The 20,126-nt window shown below is 68.3% G+C and carries 18 protein-coding genes; 13 read left to right on the top strand and 5 right to left on the bottom strand.

Going from position 1 to position 20,126, the window contains the following annotated elements; genetic code table 11:
* Positions 1-130: 130 nt before the first annotated feature.
* Positions 131-814 (bottom strand): DUF3043 domain-containing protein, encoded by a 684-nt coding sequence (locus ACIA76_RS35000; protein ID WP_397158259.1) that lies wholly within the window; start codon positions 812-814, stop codon positions 131-133.
* Between the two features lie 202 nt (positions 815-1,016).
* Here ACIA76_RS35000 and ACIA76_RS35005 point away from each other — a divergent pair, with 202 nt between their 5' ends.
* The 3 genes from ACIA76_RS35005 (at position 1,017) to ACIA76_RS35015 (ending at position 3,339) form a co-directional block, all read left to right on the top strand.
* Positions 1,017-1,367: a HesB/IscA family protein gene (locus ACIA76_RS35005; RefSeq protein ID WP_397158261.1), complete on the top strand. Its 351-nt coding sequence runs from the start codon at positions 1,017-1,019 to the stop codon at positions 1,365-1,367.
* Positions 1,368-1,495: 128 nt separating this feature from the next.
* Positions 1,496-2,467, top strand: a complete 972-nt coding sequence (locus ACIA76_RS35010; protein ID WP_397158263.1) for a carbohydrate kinase family protein — start codon at positions 1,496-1,498, stop codon at positions 2,465-2,467.
* Between the two features lie 158 nt (positions 2,468-2,625).
* Positions 2,626-3,339 (top strand): MBL fold metallo-hydrolase, encoded by a 714-nt coding sequence (locus ACIA76_RS35015; protein WP_397158265.1) that lies wholly within the window; start codon positions 2,626-2,628, stop codon positions 3,337-3,339.
* 2 nt (positions 3,340-3,341) lie between these two features.
* On the opposite strand, the gene ACIA76_RS35020 is transcribed toward ACIA76_RS35015, so the two are convergent.
* Positions 3,342-4,442 (bottom strand): branched-chain amino acid aminotransferase, encoded by a 1,101-nt coding sequence (locus ACIA76_RS35020; RefSeq protein ID WP_397158267.1) that lies wholly within the window; start codon positions 4,440-4,442, stop codon positions 3,342-3,344.
* A 323-nt stretch (positions 4,443-4,765) separates the two neighbouring features.
* Entirely contained in the window at positions 4,766-5,866 is a 1,101-nt protein-coding gene (gene gcvT / locus ACIA76_RS35025; RefSeq protein WP_397158269.1) for a glycine cleavage system aminomethyltransferase GcvT, read from the bottom strand.
* A gap of 113 nt (positions 5,867-5,979) precedes the next feature.
* Here gcvT and ACIA76_RS35030 point away from each other — a divergent pair, with 113 nt between their 5' ends.
* Positions 5,980-7,482, top strand: a complete 1,503-nt coding sequence (locus ACIA76_RS35030) for a leucyl aminopeptidase (protein WP_397158271.1) — start codon at positions 5,980-5,982, stop codon at positions 7,480-7,482.
* 162 nt (positions 7,483-7,644) lie between these two features.
* Here the strand turns inward: ACIA76_RS35030 and ACIA76_RS35035 are convergent, their stop codons facing one another.
* Positions 7,645-7,992, bottom strand: a complete 348-nt coding sequence (locus tag ACIA76_RS35035) for an oxidoreductase (RefSeq protein ID WP_397158273.1) — start codon at positions 7,990-7,992, stop codon at positions 7,645-7,647.
* 295 nt (positions 7,993-8,287) lie between these two features.
* On the opposite strand from ACIA76_RS35035, the gene sucB reads away from it, so the two are divergent.
* From sucB to ACIA76_RS35075, 8 genes are all read left to right on the top strand, one after another.
* Positions 8,288-10,039, top strand: a complete 1,752-nt coding sequence (gene sucB, locus ACIA76_RS35040) for a 2-oxoglutarate dehydrogenase, E2 component, dihydrolipoamide succinyltransferase (RefSeq protein WP_397158275.1) — start codon at positions 8,288-8,290, stop codon at positions 10,037-10,039.
* Positions 10,040-10,052: 13 nt separating this feature from the next.
* A complete protein-coding gene (locus tag ACIA76_RS35045) occupies positions 10,053-10,952 on the top strand; it encodes a TIGR01777 family oxidoreductase (protein WP_397158277.1) in 900 nt (299 codons plus the stop codon).
* A 152-nt stretch (positions 10,953-11,104) separates the two neighbouring features.
* Positions 11,105-11,644 (top strand): GNAT family N-acetyltransferase, encoded by a 540-nt coding sequence (locus tag ACIA76_RS35050; protein ID WP_397158279.1) that lies wholly within the window; start codon positions 11,105-11,107, stop codon positions 11,642-11,644.
* 50 nt (positions 11,645-11,694) lie between these two features.
* On the top strand, positions 11,695-12,438 hold the full coding sequence (lipB, locus tag ACIA76_RS35055) for a lipoyl(octanoyl) transferase LipB (protein WP_397158554.1): 744 nt from the start codon (positions 11,695-11,697) through the stop codon (positions 12,436-12,438).
* 21 nt (positions 12,439-12,459) lie between these two features.
* Positions 12,460-13,512, top strand: coding sequence for a lipoyl synthase (gene lipA / locus ACIA76_RS35060; protein ID WP_397158281.1), 1,053 nt, complete (start codon positions 12,460-12,462; stop codon positions 13,510-13,512).
* A gap of 170 nt (positions 13,513-13,682) precedes the next feature.
* Positions 13,683-15,884: an elongation factor G-like protein EF-G2 gene (locus ACIA76_RS35065; protein WP_397158556.1), complete on the top strand. Its 2,202-nt coding sequence runs from the start codon at positions 13,683-13,685 to the stop codon at positions 15,882-15,884.
* Between the two features lie 31 nt (positions 15,885-15,915).
* Positions 15,916-16,659, top strand: a complete 744-nt coding sequence (locus ACIA76_RS35070; RefSeq protein WP_397158283.1) for a DUF4191 domain-containing protein — start codon at positions 15,916-15,918, stop codon at positions 16,657-16,659.
* 216 nt (positions 16,660-16,875) lie between these two features.
* Positions 16,876-17,727, top strand: a complete 852-nt coding sequence (locus ACIA76_RS35075; RefSeq protein ID WP_397158285.1) for a C1 family peptidase — start codon at positions 16,876-16,878, stop codon at positions 17,725-17,727.
* A gap of 59 nt (positions 17,728-17,786) precedes the next feature.
* Here the strand turns inward: ACIA76_RS35075 and ACIA76_RS35080 are convergent, their stop codons facing one another.
* Positions 17,787-18,248: an RDD family protein gene (locus ACIA76_RS35080; protein WP_397158287.1), complete on the bottom strand. Its 462-nt coding sequence runs from the start codon at positions 18,246-18,248 to the stop codon at positions 17,787-17,789.
* 362 nt (positions 18,249-18,610) lie between these two features.
* Here ACIA76_RS35080 and glnA point away from each other — a divergent pair, with 362 nt between their 5' ends.
* Complete coding sequence (gene glnA, locus ACIA76_RS35085; protein WP_397158289.1) at positions 18,611-20,047, top strand: type I glutamate--ammonia ligase; 1,437 nt, start codon at positions 18,611-18,613, stop codon at positions 20,045-20,047.
* Positions 20,048-20,126: the final 79 nt, after the last annotated feature.

The following is a 20,126-nucleotide window of genomic DNA, read 5'->3' on the forward strand; positions in this document are numbered from 1 at the left end:
TCGAAGCGCATGCGCGAAGCGCGAGTCTCGAGCGCTGAACGGCGAGACTCAGGGCCGCGAGCCCGCCGAAGCGAAGCGAAGGCCAAAAACACAGCCCAACGACACCCCTCATGGCCCCGCCAACGCGAAGCTAAACAGCAGTCCCCGGCGTAACCCGAGGCTTAGGCGCCCGCATCCGCCGAATCTGCGAAGCCCGCACAAACGCATACCACCCCAACGACCAAGTCGACTCGACATGCTCGGGATACCGCTCCCGCACCCGCCGATTGATGATGCGCCCCAACAAAAACCCCTCCCCGATCATGAACGCCATCATCACCAACATCGCCAGCGTGATGTAAGCCTGCACGGCCGGGGTAAGAAACATGGTCAGAATCAACACCAGCGCAAGCGGCATGAACATCCCCACCAGATTGCGCCGAGCGTCCACCAGATCACGGACATAGGCCCGCACCGGCCCGCGATCACGCGGCAGCAGGAACTTGTCCTCACCGGCAAGCATGCGTTGGCGACGGTCAGCGGCATCGCGACGACGCTCGGCGGAGGCCGCCTTACGCTCCGCGCGACTGCCACGCACGGCCTTGCGGCGGGCCCGGGCCTCCTTGGCCGTCAGGGGCGCGGGCGCGACCGGACCACGCCGGCGGTTCTCCGCGTCACGACGCTTGGGAGTGGGCTTACCCTTGCCCGCGGTCGCGGGCACGGCCGCCCGATGCGAGGTGGCCGAGCCGCCGTCGGAACCGCCGGTCGTGGCGGCCGAGGTATCGTCGGCGAGGTCGTCGGTGGTGCTTGAGTCGCCGCGGCGGAGGAACTTCACGCCGACCAGGCTATTCGATAGCAGATCGGCCGGGAAATCCGGTTCACCCGCCAGGACGACAACCGTTTTGTTTCGGGGTTCGAGGGGGGTCGACAGGCCCGTGGACTCGATCCGAGTGGCAAGATTGGAAATAGCCACCCGCGAAGTGGCGTTGACATGGCGCGAGCCGTTTCACGGGTAACACAGGTCCCTAGGAGAGTTCATGACTGTGCAGAACGAGACCGCCACCCACGGTGTGACTCTGAGCGACGCCGCCGCCCTCAAGGCGAAGGCGCTGCTCGATCAGGAGGGTCGCGACGATCTGGCGCTGCGGATCGCGGTGCAGCCCGGCGGCTGCGCCGGTCTGCGTTACCAGCTCTTCTTCGACGATCGCTCCCTCGACGGCGACCTCATCGTCGACTTCGGCGGCGTCAAGCTGGCCGTCGACCGGATGAGCGCCCCCTACGTGCAGGGCGCGTCGATCGATTTCGTCGACACCATCGAGAAGCAGGGTTTCACCATCGACAACCCCAACGCCACCGGCTCCTGCGCCTGCGGCGACAGCTTCAACTGACACCCGTGATCGGATGAGTCGACCCAGCGCGGAGCCCCCTGTCGAGGCTCCGCGCTGATATCTGCCCGGGGGTCGAGAATCCCTGGGGCACAACCCGCGCCCAGCGCACCACACGAAGGATTCCCCCAGTGACCATCGCCGTGTCCGGATCCATCGCGACGGACCACCTCATGAATTTCCCCGGCCGGTTCTCCGAGGCGCTGCTGGCGGACCAGCTCGAGCACGTATCGGTGAGCTTCCTGGTCGACGACCTGTCGATCCGCCGCGGCGGCGTGGCCGGCAACATCACCTACGCCATGGGCCTGCTCGGCGGCGCACCGCTGCTGCTCGGCGCGGTCGGACCCGACTTCGGCGAATACCGGGAGTGGCTCGAGAAGCACGGCGTGGACTGCTCGGCCGTGCACGTCTCGCAGAAGGCGCACACCGCACGGTTCATCTGCACGACCGATGAGGAGATGGCCCAGATCGCCGTCTTCTATCCGGGTGCGATGAGTGAGGCCCGCGACATCTCCCTCGCGGAGGTCACCCGCGGCCGCACGCTGGAACTGGTGCTGGTCGGCGCCGACGATCCCGACGCGATGCTGCGCCACACCGCCGAATGCCGCGAGCTGGGCATCCCGTTCGCCGCCGACCCCTCCCAGCAGCTGGCCCGCCTCGACGGCGCGCAGGCGCTACAGCTGATCGACGGCGCGACCTATCTGTTCACCAACGAGTACGAGCTGGGCCTGCTGCGACAGAAGTCCGGGCTGACCCTCGAGGAGATCGATAGCCGCGTCGGCATCCGGATCACCACGCTGGGTGCGAAGGGCGTGCAGATCACCGACCGCGACGGCACCGAGATCAACGTCGAGGTGGTACCGGAGTCGGCGAAGGTCGATCCGACCGGTATCGGCGACGCGTTCCGGGCCGGATTCCTCACCGGGCATACGGCCGGACTGAGCCTCGAGCGGTCGGCTCAATTGGGTTCGCTGGTGGCCGTTCTCGTGCTCGAGACCAACGGTCCGCAGGAGTGGTCGCTGGACCGCGACAGCGCCCTGGAGCGGATTCGCGGGGCCTACGGCCCCGAGGCGGCCGAGGAAATCAGCACTGTGCTGCGCTGAAAACCGCTGCGCCGCGGGTTGACTCGCGGCGCATCAACGCCGAACCGGGCAATTCGCGAAACCGGCGGCGATATCCGAATCCTGGTCCGCCCGCGCAGTGACGGTTCACAGCGCGGGCGGATGCGTCGAATTCGCCGGCGGGCCATAGGCTGGTGTGCATGGGATCCGACCATATGTACTTCCGTCAGCTGCTGTCCGGCCGGGACTGGGCCGTCGGCGATCCGCTCGCCACTCAGATGCGCAACTTCGCGTATCTGATCGGCGACCGGGAGACCGGCGAATGCGTGGTGGTCGATCCCGCCTATGCGGCAGGGGATCTGGTGGATATCGCCGAGGGCGACGGGCTGCGGTTGACCGGTGTGCTGGTCACCCATCACCATCCCGATCATGTCGGCGGGTCGATGCTCGGCTTCACCCTGCGCGGCGTGCGTGAACTGCTGGAACGCATCGATGTGCCGGTGCATGTGCAGCAGCTGGAACTGCCGTGGGTCGCCAATGTCACCGGTATCGAGCCGAGCGCGCTGACCGGACACGAGCACGGCGACAAGCTCGGCGTCGGCGATCTGGAGATCGAGATGCTGCATACGCCCGGACATACGCCGGGCAGTCAATGCTTCCTGTTCGACAATCGCCTCGTCGCCGGGGACACGTTATTCATCGACGGATGCGGACGCACCGATTTCCCGGGCGGCGACTCCGACGAGATGTTCCGCAGCCTGCGCTATCTCGCAGGCCTCTCGGGCGATCCGGTCGTGTACCCGGGCCATTGGTATTCCCAGGAGCCCAGTGCCGCGCTGTCGTCGGTGCGCGACAACAACTACGTGCTGCGCCCGACGACCCTCGACCAATGGCACATGCTCATGCCCGGCTAGCGTCAGGCCAGCTTGCGCATCCACTCGTGGATATCGGCGAACGTGCCGCGCTGGATGCCGGTCAACGTATCGCGCAGGGCCATGGTCACCTCGCCCGGTTCGCCGTTGCCGATGGTGAATTCACCCTCGGCCGAGCGGACCGAGGCGACCGGGATGACCACCGCGGCGGTACCGCAGCCGAACACCTCGGTGATCTCCCCCGATTCGACGCCCTTGCGCCATTCTTCGACGGAGATCTTGCGCTCCTCGACCTTGTAGCCGGCGTCGGCGGCCAGTGTGATCAGTGAGTCGCGGGTGATGCCGGGCAGTAGCGAACCGGACAGTTCGGGGGTCACCAGCCGCGCCTGCGAGCCGGAGCCGAAGACGAAGAACAGGTTGTTGGTGCCCATCTCCTCGACGTAGCGGTGCTCGCACGCGTCCAGCCAGACCACCTGATCGCAGCCCTTCTCGGCGGCCTGCTTCTGCGCCAGCAGTGAGGCCGCGTAGTTGCCCGCGACCTTCGCCTCGCCGGTGCCGCCGGGCGCGGCCCGCACGTATTCGGTGGACAACCACACCCGCACCGGCTTCAGCCCGCGCGGAAAGTACGCTCCCGCAGGCGATCCCAGCAGGAGGAACTTGTATGCCTCGGCGGGCTTGACGCCCAGGCCGGATTCGGTGGCGACCAGGAACGGCCGCAGATACAGCGAATCCTCGCCGCCCGCCGCGGGCACCCAGTCACCGTCGACCTCGAGCAGCTGGCGCACCGATTCGATGAACAGCTCCTCGGGCAGTTCGGCCATCGCCATGCGGCGCGCCGAGCGCTGCATACGAGCGGCATTGGCGTCGATGCGGAAGGTCGCGATGCTGCCGTCGGACTGCCGATAGGCCTTGAGACCCTCGAAGATGGCCTGGCCGTAGTGGAACACCATGGTCGCCGGGTCCAGCGTGAGCGGAGCATAGGGCTCGACGAGGCCGTTGCCCCACTGTCCGTCGAGGTAGTCGAGGGTGACCATGTGATCGGTGAAGTACCGCCCGAAGCCGGGCGCCGCGAGGATTTCCTGCCGCCGCTGCGCGGGCGTCGGAGCGGGATGCGGAACACGGGTGAACTGCGCAGCAACGGTCATGATCCTGATCCTAGAACGCAGCACCCGCTGCGCGATGCCCGGTCCGGCATCCCGGATAGAAGGAACCGGACGTGCTGTGCAGATTGCTCAGCAACGTCCGGTCGACTCCGATTCCCTATGGGCGACACGCTCTATGCGCTACATCCCGGCCCTGGCCCGGCTCACGATCCCGGCCCCGCTCGATCCCGGGCCCGCTCACGATCCGAGCCTGCCCCCGCTCACGATCCCGACTCTGGCCCTGGCCCTGGCCCGCTCAATCCTGGCCCTGGCCCCGCTCACAATCCTGACCCTGGCCCCGCTCACAATCCCGACCCTGGCCCCGCTCACGAAGTGTGCGGGGTCACGAACGGTGGCCGCACGACCTCCGCGCGCAGGCGACGGCCGCGCACATCGACCTCGACCTGATCGCCCGGCTCGAGATTCGCGGCAGTGTCGAGCAGGGCCAGCGCGATACCGACCTTCAGCGAGGGCGAGAAGGTGCCCGAGGTGGTCTCGCCGACGGTCTCCTCGCCGCGCAGCACGGCCTGCCCCTGGCGCAGCACTCCGCGATCGAGTGCCTTGAGCCCCATCAGGATTCGCCGCGGTCCGGCCGACTTCTCCTGTTCCAGAGCGGATTTGCCCCAGAACTCGGCCTTCTTCCAGCCGACTGCCCAGCCGCAGCGGGCCTGCACCGGCGAAATGTCGAGCGACAGTTCATGTCCGTGCAGGGGATAACCCATCTCGGTGCGCAGGGTGTCGCGGGCGCCGAGGCCCGCGGGCTCGCCGCCGAGCGCCCGCACCCGCTCGATCAGCGCGCGGAACACCGGTTCGGCATCGGCCCAGCGCGGCAGCAGCTCGTAGCCGTGCTCGCCGGTGTAGCCGGTGCGGCACACCCGCACCGGGCGGCCGTCCCATTCGGCGTCGGCGTAGGCCATGTACTCCATATCGGTCGGAAGACCCAGGGCGGCAAGCGCTTCCGCCGACTTCGGCCCCTGCACCGCGAAGACCGCGTAATCGCGGTGCTGTTCGGTGACGGTGATCCCCTCCGGAGCGGCCTTACGCAGTTCGGCCACCACCGCCGCGGTATTGGCGGCATTGGGAACCAGGAAGACCTCGTCCTCGCTCACGTAGTACGCGATCAGATCGTCGATCACACCGCCCTCGGGCGTGCAGCACAGCGTGTACTGGGCCTTACCCGGCCGAATACGCCCCAGATCATTGGTCAACGCCGAGTTCACGAATGCCGCCGCCCCCGGCCCCGCCACGGTCGCCTTGCCGAGATGACTCACATCGAACACCCCGACGCTCGTCCGCACGGCGGTATGTTCGGCCACCGTCCCGCCGTACTGGACGGGCATCTCCCAGCCTCCGAACGGCGCGAAGCTCGCACCCAGCTCGACATGCACGTTGTGAATCGGGCCTTGCAGCAGGTTCGTCTCGGTCACGACGCGAGCTTAACCGGCCGATTCCACCCCAGCGGACCTCACTCTTCGACAGGTCGCAAGACGGTACTTCCCGGCGGACGAGCTCGGCGGGGCCGTTCAGTAGCCTGGTCCGCATGACTGGAGTTGCAGATCGTTCGCTCGGGCCGGAACTGGTTCGTGTGGTTGGTATCGGGGATGCCGATGTGCTTGTCGTGGGGCTGTTCAGCGGTGCGGAGGGGCCGGAATTGGCGCCGTCGGATGCGTTCGAGGACGTGTTGGGTGATGCGCGCGACGGGCTGATCGAGCAGTTGCGGGCGGTGGGAGCCAAGGGGAAGGCCGAGGAGTTGACCCGGGTGCCCGCGCCGGAGGGGCTGGGGGTGACCAGCGTGCTGGCCGTCGGGCTCGGTGCCGCGGAGAAGGCGGATGCCGAGCAGGTGCGCAAGTCCGCGGGTGTCGCGGGGCGGGCGCTGGCCGGGGTCGGGACCGCGGTCACCACGCTGTCGGGGCTGGATCTGGGTGCGGCGGCCGAGGGGTTCTATCTGGGGGCCTACACCTTCACCTCGTTCAAGTCCGGCAAGTCCGCGCCCAAGCCGGACGAGCAGCCGGTGCGGCGGGTCGAATTCCTTGTTCCCACACCGGAATCCGGTGAGCAGGAGCTGTTCCGGGCGCAGGCGATCGCCGAGGCCGTCGCGACCACGCGCGATTTCGTGAACACCCCGCCGAGCCATCTGTTCCCGGCAGAATTCGCTTCCCGGGCACAGCAATTGGCCGAGGCGGCCGGGCTCGAGGTCGAGGTGCTCGACGAAAAGTCCTTGGCGGCAGGCGGTTACGGCGGCATCCTCGGCGTCGGCAAGGGCTCCTCGCGGGGGCCGCGGCTGATCCGCATCACCTATCGCGGCGGTGACAAGAAGGTCGCCCTGATCGGCAAGGGCATCACCTTCGACACCGGCGGCATCTCCATCAAGCCCGCCGCGAATATGGAGATCATGACCTCCGATATGGGCGGTGCGGCGGCGGTCATCGCCACCACGCTGCTGGCGGCGCGGCTGAGCCTGCCGATCACGGTCATCGCGACCGTGCCGATGGCCGAGAACATGCCGTCCTCCACCGCGCAGCGGCCGGGTGACGTACTCACCCAGTACGGCGGCATCACGGTCGAGGTCATCAACACCGACGCCGAGGGGCGGCTGATCCTGGCCGACGCCATCGTCCGTGCGGGCGAGGACGATCCGGACTACCTCATCGACGTCGCCACCCTGACCGGCGCCCAGATGGTCGCGCTGGGCACCCGCACCCCGGGCGTGATGGGCACCGAGGAATTCCGCGATCGGGTGGCCCGCATCTCTCAGCGGATCGGCGAAAACGCCTGGGCCATGCCCCTTCCCACGGAACTACGCGCCGATATCAACTCCAAGGTCGCCGACCTGGCCAATGTCGCCCCGCACCGCTACGGCGGCATGCTCTCGGCGGGCCTGTTCCTGAAGGAGTTCGTCCCCGAGAACGTCGGCTGGGCCCACCTCGACGTCGCCGGCCCGGCCTACAACACCGGCAGCCCGTTCGGCTACACCGGCAAGGGCGGCACGGGCGTCCCGGTCCGCACCCTCATCGCGGTGCTGGACGACATCGCCGCGGAATAGCCCCGTCCACCCCGCCTCGCTTCGCTCGGCGGGGACAAAGAAAAGAGGAGCAACTCGCGCGGGAAGCGGGAAGCACCTCGCATGAGATGAGAAAGAGCACCTCACGCGGGATGAGATGGGGATGTTGACCCCGTCGACTGGCCGCAAGGCCGGGCGACGGGGTCAGTCCGATCGGTCGCGCAGTTCGTTCTCCAGGGCCCGTTTGCGCTCGATGCGGCGGCGGGCGTCATAGTCGCGCATGCGTTGCGGGTAGCCGGTGCGGGCCGCGTCGTAGACGGGGACACCGAGCCAGCCGGACAGGCGGCGGGCGCCCTGTTCGCCGACTATGCGACGGGTCCATTCGCCGTCCGCGGCTATTAAAACTACTGTGACATCGGTCACAGTCGTCTTCGGTTCTATGTATGCCTCGACGCCGATGTGGGTGTGCACCCAATCCGCCAGGTACCGGGCGTCGGTCGCATCGGTGATGCCGCCCGGTCCGCCGCGGCGGAAACGATCCAGCAAACCCATCTCCGCCCACCTCCTCTTCCTGCACCGGAGATGTTCACACCCGGTGCATCGATAGTGCCAGGAATCGGGACATACCCGACGACCGCCCGGTCCGGCATCCCCGCCCAACACGGCCGCCCTGTGCCACGGGCCGAGTCGGCGAGTGCAAGGATGGGAAGTCGGAACAAGAACCACAGATCTCCGGTGCCACACAGAACCTTCGGTGGCGTCAGGACATTCGCCGCAACCCGCGGCGGGAGCCCGCCGAGAGACGAACTGTTGTAGACCCGTCGAGCAGTTAGAGGAGTCAACGGACATGGCCTTCTCCGTCCAGATGCCAGCTCTTGGTGAGAGCGTCACCGAGGGCACTGTGACCAGGTGGCTGAAGCAGGAAGGAGACACGGTCGAGGTCGACGAGCCCCTGCTCGAGGTGTCCACCGACAAGGTCGACACCGAAATCCCCTCGCCCGTGGCAGGTGTGCTCACCAAGATCGTGGCCAAGGAGGACGACGTCGTCGACGTCGGTGGCGAGCTGGGTGTGATCGGCGACGCCAACGAGGCGCCCGCCGCGCAGTCGGCCCCGGCCCCGCAGGCCGAGCAGGCCCCGGCCCCGCAACCCGCACCGCAGCCCGCCCCGGCCCAGCAGCCCGCCCCGCAGCCCGCGGCCCAGCCCGCCGCCTCGACCGGTGCCGCATCGGGCACCTCGGTCAAGATGCCCGAGCTCGGCGAATCCGTCACCGAGGGCACCGTCACCCGCTGGCTCAAGCAGGTCGGCGACGATGTCGCGGTCGACGAGCCGCTGCTCGAGGTGTCCACCGACAAGGTCGACACCGAGATCCCCTCGCCGGTCGCCGGCACGTTGCTGGAGATCACCGCGCAGGAGGACGATGTCGTCGCCGTCGGCGGTCAGCTCGGTGTGATCGGCAGCGGTCAGCCCGCCGCCCAGCCCGCACCGGCCCCGGCGCCCAAGCCGGAACCGGTGCAGCAGGCGGCCCCGCAGCCCGAGCCCAAGCCGGCCCCCGCGCCGCAGCCCAAGGCCGAAGCGCCGCAGCCCAAGCCGCAGCCCGCCCCGGCTCCGGTCGCGGCCCCGGCCGAGGCATCGGGCAACGGTGAGGCCCCCTACGTGACCCCGCTGGTCCGCAAGCTGGCCACCGAGCACAACGTCGACCTCGCCTCGGTGCAGGGCTCCGGCGTCGGCGGTCGCATCCGCAAGCAGGACGTGCTCGCGGCGGCCGAGACCAAGCAGGCGCCCGCGCCCGCCTCGGCTCCGTCGGCCCCGGCCGCCGCGCCGAAGGCTCCCGCCGCGGCCGCCTCGGCCCCGGCCGGTGTGCGTCCGCAGCTGCAGGCGCTGCGCGGCACCACGCAGAAGGCCAGCCGCATCCGCCAGATCACCGCGGCCAAGACCCTGGAATCGCTGCAGACCACCGCGCAGCTGACCCAGACCTTCGAGGTCGACGTCACCAAGATCGCTGCGCTGCGGGCGAAGACCAAGGACGCGTTCGCCAAGCGCGAGGGCGTCAACCTGACGTTCCTGCCGTTCTTCGCCAAGGCCGCGGTCGAGGCGCTGGGCGTGCACCCGAACGTCAACGCGTCCTACAACGAGGACACCAAGGAGATCACCTACCACTCGGCGGTCCACCTCGGCATCGCCGTGGACACCGAGCAGGGCCTGCTCTCCCCGGTCATCCACAACGCCAGCGACCTGTCGCTGGCCGGCCTGGCCCGGGCGATCGCCGATATCGCGGGCCGCGCCCGCACCAGCGGCCTGAAGCCCGACGAGCTGGCGGGCGGCACCTTCACGATCACCAACATCGGCAGCCAGGGCGCGCTGTTCGACACCCCGATCCTGCTTCCGCCGCAGGCGGGCATGCTGGGCACCGGTGCGATCGTCAAGCGGCCCATGGTGATCGCGGACAACGGCGACGAGTTCATCGGCATCCGGTCGATGTGCTTCCTGCCGCTGACCTACGACCACCGGCTCATCGACGGCGCCGACGCCGGACGCTTCCTCACCACGATCAAGCACCGGCTCGAGGAAGCGGCGTTCGAAGCCGATCTGGGACTGTAAGTAGTTCCACCGCATGCAGGTTGTGATCGCCGGCTCGTCCGGGCTGATCGGGACGGCGCTCGTGGCGGCCCTGCGCCGCGACGGGCACGAGGTGCTGCGGCTCGTGCGCCGTCCCGCCGCCGCCCGCGACGAGTTCGGCTGGGATCCCGTCCGGGCGCAGGTGCCCGAACGGGCCCTGCGCGGCGCGGATGCCGTGATCAACCTGTGCGGGGCCGGAATCGGCGCGCGCCGCTGGAGCGGCGGCTACAAACAGCAGCTGCGCGACAGCCGGATCACGCCGACCGATGTGCTGGCCACAGCGGTCGCCGCCGCGGGGGTGCCGACGCTCATCAACGCCAGCGGTGTGCACTACTACGGCGGCGGCACCGGTGATCGGGTGGTCACCGAATCCGCTTCGGCCGGAACGGGTTTCCTGGGTGCGCTGTGCGCCGATTGGGAGGCCGCCGCCTGCCCCGCCGCCGAGGCCGGGGTGCGCGTGGTGCTGCTGCGCAGCGCGGTGGTGCTGTCCCGGCACGGCGGCATGCTCAACATGCTGGAACCGCTGTATTCGCTCGGACTCGGCGGCCGCCTCGGCAACGGCCGCCAGTACGTGCCGTGGATCTCCCTCGACGACGAGATCGGCGGCATCCGATTCGCGCTCACCCACGACACGATTCGCGGCCCGGTGAATATGGTCGGCCCCGCGCCGGTCACCAACGCCGAATTCAGCCGCGCCCTGGCCCGCGCCCTGCACCGCCCCGCTGCCCTGGTGGTCCCCGCCGTCGCCCTGCGCCTGCTGATCGGCGAATTCGCCCAGGAGGCCATCCTGCACGGCCCGCGCGCCATCCCCACGGTCCTGGAGGAGGCGGGCTACACCTTCCACCACCAGACCATCGGCCAGGCCCTCGCCGCGCTCTTCGACCGCGACTCCTGAACCCGCCCAACGCATCCCCCACCCCGATCCCCGCACCCTTTCCCGCGCTTCGCACCCGTTGCGGGCGCCCACAGAGGGTGCGGAGCGCGGGAAAGGGTGCGGGGGTGGGGGTGTGCCGGGGGGTTGGTTACCGTGGGGCGGTGGTTGGGCAGGTGGTTGTTCGGGATGCTCGGGAGGGGGATCTTCCCGAGGTTGTGGTGATTCATAACGCGGCTATCGCCGAGACGACGGCGATCTGGGACTCCGAGCCGGTGGATCTCGCCGAGCGGAGTGCGTGGTGGCGTGCGCGGGTAGCGGCGGGGTATCCGGTGCTGGTGGCCGAGATCGAGGGTGTGGTCGTGGGTTACGCCACATACTCGCAGTGGCGGCCCAAGGTCGGATTCCGGTTCACTGTGGAGAATTCGGTCTATGTGGCCGATCGGTTCCAGGGGCGCGGGGTGGCCACCGCGCTGCTCACCGAACTGCTCGAACGGGCGCGGCGGTCCGGTGCCGTCCACGCGGTGGTCGCGGCGATCGAATCGGCCAATGCGACATCCATTCGCCTGCACGAGAAGTTCGGCTTCCGCACGGTCGGCGAGCTGCCCGAGGTCGGGCACAAGTTCGGCCGCTGGCTGGATCTCACGCTCATGCAGCTCACGCTGTCCGGTCCCGTCACAGCGGCCGACGGCGATGGCGTACCGTCGACGTCGTGAGCGAGCCGTCCACATCCCCGACCGATACCTCGGCCCATCCGGTGATCCCGGTGCCGCGGCATGCGGTCGAATCCGCCCGCTACGACCGGACTCCCCTGGCCGTCGAGGACCTCGGCGTCATCGACTATCAGCGGGCCTGGGATCTGCAGCGCGGCATCGCCGCCGAACGAGCCGAGGGCCGTGGGCACGATCGGCTGCTGCTGCTCGAGCATCCGGCGGTCTTCACCGCGGGCCGCCGCACCGAACCGGAGGATATGCCGATGGACGGCAGCCCGGTGGTGCAGGTCGACCGCGGCGGCAAGATCACCTGGCACGGTCCGGGCCAGTTGGTCGGCTATCCGATCGTGCGACTGGCCGAACCGGTCGACGTGGTCCACTACGTGCGCCGCCTCGAGGAGGCCTTGATCTGCGTATGCACCAGCCTGGGCGTGCGCTGCGGCCGGGTCGCGGGCCGCTCCGGGGTCTGGGTTCCGGCGAACGATCTGCAACCCGAACGCAAGGTGGCCGCGATCGGCGTGCGCGTGCAGCGCGGCGTGGCCCTGCACGGCATCTCGCTCAACTGCAACTCCGCCCTCGACGGCTTCCAGGCGATCGTGCCCTGTGGCATTCGCGACGCCGGGGTCACCACCCTGAGCGCCGAGCTGCGCCGCGAGGTGACCGTGGCGCAGGTGCGACCGCTGGTGGCCCAGGCCATCATTCGCGCCCTCGACGGTGAGCTGCCCGTCACCGATCACACTATTGCGCGCGTCACACCCGTCGGCGCCGGTGCCGGAGCACCCGCCAAGGCCGGATGACGGCGGCGTAGCATCGGTCCAGTGACCTCAGTCGACACCCCGACACCGAAGGACGGCGGGCTGAATCCAGCTCAGCCGAACGGACGCAAGCTGCTTCGCATCGAGGCACGCAACGCCGAAACGCCGATCGAACGCAAACCGAAGTGGATCCGCACCCGCGCGACCATGGGCCCGGAGTATTCCGAACTCAAGGGCCTGGTCAAACGGGAAGGGCTGCATACGGTCTGCGAGGAGGCGGGCTGTCCGAACATCTTCGAATGCTGGGAGGACCGCGAGGCCACCTTCCTGATCGGCGGCGAACAGTGCACCCGCCGCTGCGACTTCTGCCAGATCGACACCGGTAAGCCCGCCGCGCTGGACCGCGACGAGCCCCGCCGCGTCGCCGAGAGCGTGCAGGCGATGGGCCTGCGCTACTCCACCATCACCGGCGTGGCCCGCGACGACCTCGACGACGGCGGCGCCTGGCTCTACGCCGAGACCGTGCGCGCGATCAAGCGGCTCAACCCCAATACGGGCGTGGAACTGCTGATCCCCGACTTCAACGCCGATCCGGACCAGCTGGCCGAGGTCTTCTCCTCCCGTCCGGAGGTGTTGGCGCACAACGTGGAGACGGTCCCGCGCATCTTCAAGCGCATCCGCCCGGCCTTCCGCTACGAGCGCTCCCTGGCCGTGATCACCGCGGCCCGCGCGGACGGACTGGTCACCAAGTCCAACCTCATCCTCGGCATGGGCGAGACCCCCGAGGAAGTGACCCAGGCCATGCGCGACCTGCACGAGGCGGGCTGCGACATCCTGACCATCACCCAGTATCTGCGCCCCTCCCCGCGCCACCATCCGGTCGACCGCTGGGTCAAGCCGGAGGAGTTCGTCGAACACTCCCGCGTCGCAACGGAACTCGGCTTCGCCGGCGTCATGGCGGGCCCGCTGGTCCGCTCCTCCTACCGCGCCGGTCGCCTCTACGCCCAGGCCCTGGCCCACCACGGCCGCGAACTGCCCGCGGAGATGGCTCATCTCGCCGCGGAGGGCAGCGCCTCGCAGGAGGCCACCTCGGTGCTGGCCCGCTTCGGTTCCTGACCGATCCGACACCACACCCGCGGGTCCGGTTCGCCGCCGACCCGCGGGTTTGTTATCCGCATCCCCGGATCCCACGCTGTCGCGGGATCTTTCGAATTGCTGACAATCTGTGGTCCACGGTGGGAAGCTCGGATTAACCGCACATGTCGTACCCGGGGATCGAGGGTGTCATGGTCGAGAAGGCGAGCGCAGCTGTCGGCGGCAACGGCAGAGTGGCGACGGTCGAGCGTCCGGCGGATATCCGCAATGTGGTGCTGGTCGGCCACAGCGGATCCGGGAAAACCACCGTGGTGGAGGCGCTCGCGGTGGCCACCGGCGCGGTGACCCGAGCCGGGCGGGTCGAGGACGGCACGTGTGTGTCGGACTACGACGATATCGAACAGCGACAACATCGTTCGGTCCAGCTGTCGGTGATCCCCGTGTACTGGGACGGGATCAAGATCAATCTGCTGGATACTCCAGGATATGCCGATTTCGTCGGCGAATTGCGGGCCGGTCTGCGAGCAGCGGATGCGGCCCTTTTCGTGATATCGGCCGCCGCAGGGGCCACGGGGGTGAGCGGTCAGACCCTGGCCCTGTGGGAGGAATGCGCCGCGGTCGGCATGCCCCGCGCACTGGTCATCACCCATCTCGACGCCGCCCGCGCCGATTTCGAGGAGATGGCCCGCACCTGCCGCGACATCCTCGGCGGCGGCGCGTCGGAAAGCATGCTGCCCCTGCATCTTCCGGTCTACGGCCCCAAATCCGCCGACGGCCACCGGCCCGTCACCGGCCTGATCGATCTGCTCACCCAGCGGGTCTTCGACTACTCCGCGGGTGAGCACACCCGCACCGAACCCACCGCCGAACAGGCCGAGCTGATCGACAGCGCCCGCGGCCGCCTCATCGAGGGCATCATCGCCGAGAGCGAGGACGAGACCCTCATGGACCGCTATCTGGCGGGCGAGGAGATAGATCTCACCACGCTCGTCACCGATCTGGAACGCGCCGTCGCGCGCGGCAGCTTCCATCCGATCCTGATCGCCGCGCCCCCGCCGGAGGGTGCGCGCCAAGGCCTGGGCATGGTCGAGATCCTCGATCTGGCCACGCGCGGATTCCCCACGCCCGCAGAACATCCCGTCGCGGCGAGCTGCCCCTCGGACGGATCGGGCCCCACGCCGCTGACCTGCGATCCGGCCGCACCGCTGGCCGCCGAGGTGATCCGCACCGCCTCCGACCCCTATGTCGGGCGGCTGTCGCTGGTGCGGGTGTTCTCCGGCACACTGCGCCCCGACGATATGGTGCACGTCTCGGGCCACGGCCCCGACGTCGAGCGCGGTCACGACCTGGACGAGCGGGTGGGAGCGGTCTCGGCCCCGTTCGGTAAACAGCAGCGCCCGCTCGGTCAGGCCATCGCCGGCGATATCGCCTGCGTCACCAAACTAGGCCACGCCGAGACCGGAGACACCTTGTCCGCCAAGGACACTCCCCTGCTGATCGAGCCCTGGCCCATGCCCGAACCCCTACTGCCGGTGGCCATCCGCGCGCACAGCAAGGCCGACGAGGACAAGCTGTCCCAGGGCCTGGGCCGCCTGGTCACCGAGGATCCGACCGTGCGCCTCGAGCAGAACGGCCAGACCCATCAGCTGGTGCTGTGGTGTCTGGGCGAGGCGCACCGCGAGGTGGCCCTCGAACGGCTGCGGTCGCGGTTCGGCGTGCAGGTCGATGTGGTCGATCATCGGGTGGCGCTGCGCGAGACCTTCGCCACCACCGCGATCGGCCGCGGGCGCCATGTCAAACAGTCCGGCGGTCACGGCCAGTACGCCATCTGCGAGATCGAGGTGGCGCCGCTGCCGGGGGGTTCGGGCATCGAATTCGTGGACAAGGTGGTGGGCGGAGTCGTTCCGCGCCAGTTCATTCCGTCGGTGGAGAAGGGTGTGCGCGCCCAGGCCGCCCGCGGCGTGGTGACCGGCTGCCCGCTGGTCGACGTGCGGATCACCCTCTACGACGGCAAGGCCCATTCGGTGGACTCCTCGGATGCGGCGTTCCAGACCGCGGGCGCGCTGGCGCTGCGCGAGGCCGCCGCGGCGGCCAAGCTCAACCTGCTCGAGCCGATCGCGGAGGTGCGGGTCACGGTGTCCGACGACTACGTCGGCGCGGTGCTGTCGGATCTGTCCAGCCGCCGCGGTCGCGTGCTGGGCACCGAACCGGTCAGCGCCGGGCGCACGGTGATCCGCGCGGAGGTGCCCGAGCTGGAACTGAGCCGTTACGCCATCGACCTGCGGTCGATCTCGCACGGCGCGGTCCAGTTCACCCGGGCCTACACCCGGCACGAGGCCATGCCCGCCCCGATCGCCGATACCGTCCGCGCCCAGGCCAGGGCCTCGGCGTGAGCAGCGCGCGGTTCCCACTATCCTGAGAGCCATGGCAGCAGGTAAGGGCGGTAAGCCGTCGAAGGAAGCGAAGGCCGCGGCGAAGGCGGCGCGCAAGCAGGCGTCGAAGGAGCGGCGTCAGCAGCTCTGGCAGGCGTTCCAGATGCAGCGCAAGGAAGACAAACTGCTGCTGCCGTTGATGATCGGCGCATTCCTCGGCATCGCCCTGGTGTTGTTCGTGATCGGCCTGTTCGTGCATCTGCAGTGGTTCCTGCTGCCGATCGGTCTGCTGCTGGGCGCGCTGGTGGCGTTCATCATCTTCGGCCGCCGCGTGCAGAAGAACGTGTACGCCAAGGCCGAGGGCCAGGCGGGCGCGGCCGCGTGGGTGCTGGAGAATCTGCAGGGCAAGTGGCGCGTCACCAACGGCATCGCCGCCACCACCCAGCTCGACGCCGTGCACCGCGCCATCGGCCTGCCGGGCGTCATCCTGATCGCCGAGGGATCGCCCCAGCGCGTGAAATCCCTTCTGGCACAGGAGAAGAAGCGCACCGCCCGCCTGGTCGGCGACACACCCATCTACGACATCATCATCGGCAACGACGAGGGCCAGATCCCGCTCAAGGAGCTGCAGCGCTACCTCACCAAACTCCCCCGCAACATCGACACCAAGCGCATGGACCTCATCGAGGGCCGCCTGTCCGCGCTGGCCACCCGCGGCGGCCCGGCCCTGCCCAAGGGTCCGCTGCCCGCGGGCGCGAAGATGCGCGGCGTGCAGCGCACGATCCGCCGCCGCTGAGTTGATGTCGTAGAAAGGCCCGCGTCCCATCGGGGACGCGGGCCTTCGTCGTATCGACGCCGCACAAGCGCACCCATCCCCTGTGAATCACGATATCTCCCCCGATCCGCGCGGCGATAGCGCGGGTGTTTTGAACATCCTTGTCCCACAAGCGATCCGGGCAGATATTGATGTCGTCGGGAACACCACCCCGGCGTATTCATCCCAGGAGATTCAATGCGCAATTCATGTTTACCTCTCGCGCTCTCGTTCGCCTTGGGCGTAGGAATCGTGTCGGCGGGGATCGCATCCGCGGCCCCGGCCCCGTCGACTGGTCATTCCTTCGGTCTCGACGTCCGAGGCGCCCAAGCCGCCGAGGCCAAGGGCGATACCAGCGTCGGAACGGCATTGCCGGTCCGCGTCGGCTCCGTCACACCGCCGGCGACCTATTCGCTACGGAAATACGCACTGTCCCCGGGCAATCAAGGTCAGGTGGGGTCGTGCGTGACGTGGGCGACCGGATACACCGCCTACGGCCTGCTGATGAACGAGCAGAACATCAAGGGCGGCCCGATGGCCCCGATGTTCATCTACGCGCAGATCGCCAAGGGCAACGACAACGGCACCTGGGCCTCGGTCGCGCTGCCGATGGAACAGCAGCAGGGCATCGACACCAAATCCGATTACTGGCAGGGCGATTTCGATTACACCACTCAGCCCACCGCGAAGGAACGCGCCAACGCCGCGCATTACAAGATCTCCGGCAACAAGGATCTGACCCACGGCGATCGGGTGGACAACATCAAGCGTGCGATCTCCTCCGGCCTGCCGGTCCCGATCGGATTCCAGGTCAGGCAGAGTTTCGAGAGCCTGAACAAGAGCAACTCGTATTACAATCCGTCCGACAACGAGAAGATTCTCGGCGGTCACGAGGTGACGATCGTGGCCTATGGCGAAAACGGCGTCACCATCGAGAACTCCTGGGGCGCCAACTGGGGCGACAGCGGATTCTTCACCGCCCCTTGGTCGTTCATCACCGGCGGTGACGTGAACGAGATCCATTCGATGGGCCGGCTCGTCGCCAGCTGATCACCCGTTGCCCGTGTTCGACTGGGAAATCCACCCCAGCCGAACGCGGGCAACGCTTTTCAGCGCAGCCGGATCAGGGCGGTGCCGGTCGCGCGGTCGTGCATGCCACGCCCGTCGGAATCGGTGAACAGGGCGGGCACCACGAAGATCAACAGGACCTGACGGACCAGGGCGCGCACGAAGCCCACGGGGGCATCAGCGTCGATGCGGAGCACGCGCATCCGCAGGAAGAACTGGCCGGGGGTGAAGCCGAACAGCGTCACCGTGACCACGCCGATCACGAACCACACCAGCAGCGTGACGGTATTGAGCGAACCGCTGCCGTGCACGATCAGCGCGGCGATCCCCATCGCGATGAACCAGTCCACGAACAGCGCGACGATGCGGCGGAACATCGAGGCCAGCGATCCGGCGCCGGACCGCGGCAGACCCAGCAACTTGCCCGCGTACTCGTCGGGCGCGGGTTCCCCCGGATCTGCCGCATTCGGCCCGGACAGCCAGGAACCGGTGATTCGTGCCATGGGTTCCAGCTTAGGCAGCGCCGCCATGCGGACACATCCGCGGCCCGCCCGGCTACGAATGCACAAGCGGCGGCATCGCGCACCCGGAGCGAGCCGCCGCCGCGCGAGACCTGGGCTGGCTCAGCTGATACCGAGCGCCCGCGCTCGACTGATGGCAGGATATGCATACCGGTCGGCACCCATCGGGCCACCGGCCAAACCCCGCGCGAGGTGCGAGAACATCGTGGTCTCGCGCTGAGCGGCACGCGTAACACTGGCGAAACACAATCTTGATTGCCGGGAAACACCGCATCCATAGCGTTCTGCGACGACGACACCCAGCATGCTGCACCGGCTGGGAACCGATCCGTAAGGAGTACTAAGTGGCGTTCAGCACGGCCGACGAGGTCATCAAGTACATCAAGGAGGAGGAGGTCGAGTACGTCGACGTCCGGTTCACCGACCTCCCCGGTGTGCAGCAGCACTTCTCGATCCCGGCGAAGGCTTTCACGGCCGACCTGGCCGAGGAGGGTCTGGCGTTCGACGGATCCTCGGTGCGTGGCTTCCAGTCGATCGACGAGTCGGACATGCTGCTGCTGCCCGATTTCGGCACCGCCCGCATCGATCCGTTCCGCGCCGCCAAGACGCTGAATCTGAACTTCTTCGTGCACGACCCGTTCACCCGCGAGGCCTACAGCCGCGACCCGCGCAACATCGCGCGTAAGGCCGAGGAGTACCTGCGCTCGACCGGTATCGCCGACACCGCGTACTTCGGTCCCGAGGCGGAGTTCTACATCTTCGACTCGATCCGCTACGACTCGGCCATCAACGGCGCCTTCTACGAGATCGAATCGGTCTCGGGCTCCTGGAACACCGGCGCGGAGTTCAACCCGGACGGCACGCTCAACCGCGGCTACAAGGTCCGCAACAAGGGTGGCTACTTCCCCGTCGCGCCGTACGACCACTACGTGGATCTGCGCGACAAGATCTCGACCAACCTGCAGGACGCGGGCTTCGAGCTCGAGCGCGGCCACCACGAGGTCGGCACCGCCGGTCAGTCCGAGATCAACTACCGCTTCGACACGCTGCTCGGCGCGGCCGACGATCTGATGCTGTTCAAGTACATCGTCAAGAACACCGCCTGGGCCGAGGGCAAGACCGTCACCTTCATGCCGAAGCCGCTGTTCGGCGACAACGGCTCGGGCATGCATGTGCACCAGTCGCTGTGGAAGGACGGCAAGCCGCTGTTCCACGACGAGGCCGGCTACGGCGGCCTGTCGGATCTGGCGCGCTGGTACATCGGCGGCATCCTGCACCACGCCCCGTCGCTGCTGGCGTTCACCAACCCGACCGTGAACTCCTACCACCGCCTGGTCCCAGGCTACGAGGCCCCGATCAACCTGGTGTACTCGCAGCGCAACCGCTCTGCGGCCGTGCGCATTCCGGTCACGGGCAACAACCCGAAGGCCAAGCGCATCGAGTTCCGCGCCCCCGACTCCTCGGGCAACCCGTACCTGGCCTTCGCCGCGATGCTGATGGCCGGCCTGGACGGCATCAAGAAGAAGATCGAGCCCGCGGCCCCCGTCGACAAGGACCTCTACGAGCTCCCGCCGGAGGAGGCCAAGAACATCCCGCAGGCCCCCACCAGCCTGGCCTCGGTCATCGACCGCCTCGAACAGGACCACGACTACCTCACCGAGGGCAACGTGTTCACCGAGGACCTGATCGAGACCTGGATCCAGCTCAAGCGCGATAACGAGATCGCGCCGGTGAACCTGCGGCCGCACCCGTACGAGTTCGAGCTCTACTTCGACGTGTAAGTCGTAGACAGCACCTCCGAGGCCCCAGCCGAATTCGGCTGGGGCCTCGGCATTTTCGGCGGTTGTCCAGTTCGGATCC

Origin of the sequence: Nocardia sp. NPDC051570, from assembly GCF_044454005.1 — a bacterium.
Taxonomy (GTDB): Bacteria; Actinomycetota; Actinomycetes; order Mycobacteriales; family Mycobacteriaceae; genus Nocardia.

Excerpts from the sequence above, each read along its gene's own strand:
- ACIA76_RS35080 (WP_397158287.1), bottom strand. The coding sequence starts at position 18,248 with ATGGCACGAATCACCGGTTCCTGGCTGTCCGGGCCGAATGCGGCAGAT.
- ACIA76_RS35015 (WP_397158265.1), top strand. The coding sequence starts at position 2,626 with ATGGGATCCGACCATATGTACTTCCGTCAGCTGCTGTCCGGCCGGGAC.
- ACIA76_RS35070 (WP_397158283.1), top strand. The coding sequence starts at position 15,916 with ATGGCAGCAGGTAAGGGCGGTAAGCCGTCGAAGGAAGCGAAGGCCGCG.
- ACIA76_RS35035 (WP_397158273.1), bottom strand. The coding sequence starts at position 7,992 with ATGGGTTTGCTGGATCGTTTCCGCCGCGGCGGACCGGGCGGCATCACC.
- ACIA76_RS35030 (WP_397158271.1), top strand. The coding sequence starts at position 5,980 with ATGACTGGAGTTGCAGATCGTTCGCTCGGGCCGGAACTGGTTCGTGTG.
- ACIA76_RS35005 (WP_397158261.1), top strand. The coding sequence starts at position 1,017 with ATGACTGTGCAGAACGAGACCGCCACCCACGGTGTGACTCTGAGCGAC.
- ACIA76_RS35065 (WP_397158556.1), top strand. The coding sequence starts at position 13,683 with ATGGTCGAGAAGGCGAGCGCAGCTGTCGGCGGCAACGGCAGAGTGGCG.
- ACIA76_RS35075 (WP_397158285.1), top strand. The coding sequence starts at position 16,876 with ATGCGCAATTCATGTTTACCTCTCGCGCTCTCGTTCGCCTTGGGCGTA.
- sucB (WP_397158275.1), top strand. The coding sequence starts at position 8,288 with ATGGCCTTCTCCGTCCAGATGCCAGCTCTTGGTGAGAGCGTCACCGAG.
- ACIA76_RS35045 (WP_397158277.1), top strand. The coding sequence starts at position 10,053 with ATGCAGGTTGTGATCGCCGGCTCGTCCGGGCTGATCGGGACGGCGCTC.
- ACIA76_RS35020 (WP_397158267.1), bottom strand. The coding sequence starts at position 4,442 with ATGACCGTTGCTGCGCAGTTCACCCGTGTTCCGCATCCCGCTCCGACG.